1 protein-coding gene is annotated in these 742 nt (G+C 62.3%); it reads right to left on the bottom strand.

Going from position 1 to position 742, the window contains the following annotated elements; translation table 11 throughout:
* A partial coding sequence (locus AC2A1E_RS24235; RefSeq protein ID WP_484385880.1) for a CHC2 zinc finger domain-containing protein occupies positions 1-742 on the bottom strand: 742 nt, incomplete at both ends.

The raw sequence follows: 742 nt of genomic DNA, 5'->3' as shown, positions 1-742 counted from the left end.
CGCGATCACGTTGCGGAACCCGGCACACCAGAAGGTCATGGCATCGATCAGCGCTTCGCACAGGATCACTTCCGGGGAGGCTTTCAGCGCCGGTTCATTCCACACCCCGGCCAGCGGCGACGGAAGATACAGGTGTTTGGACGATCCGCTTTTGGCCTGCTGTGTCCGCCGCCCGTACAGTTGCAACACCCGGCCACGATGAGCCACAGTAGCCGACTCTGCCCAGCCGATCACCGGCACCACCACACAGCCCCGGAAGTGATCCTGGCGCGTGGTTTCGCGCAACACACCCACCTCGGCCAACCGCCATCGCAGCCGTTTACCCTCCTTGGATTGGGTAGACGGTAATACTCCGGCTTCACCACCAACGCCATGCGCACCGGCATAGCCCAACCGGAAGTGGCTCACCAGGTCGGGATGGTTCAGCCCACGACTCACCAGCCATTCCTGCGCCTCTGGCGACTCAAGCAACTGCTGGTGATAGAAGTCGATCACCTGGTTAAGTAGCGCCTGGCCGTCATCATCCAGATCGGCGAGTTTTTGCCGCACCGCAGGCGGCGAAGCAGGAGAAGGGGCAACGGTTTCAGCCGCAGCGACAGACGACGAACCCGCCAACTCCCGCAGCCGTACCAGAGTTTGCGGGTACGTCAGCCGTTCGGTCTGTTGCAGCCAGTCCAGCACCGATCCCGCCGCCCCGCAGCCGAAGCAGTGATAGAGGTTTTTGGCAGGGGAGATCACACAA

It is taken from the genome of Serratia sp. HNCC26DJ206 (assembly GCF_057180605.1).
This window is presented reverse-complemented; position numbering and strand designations above follow the sequence as displayed.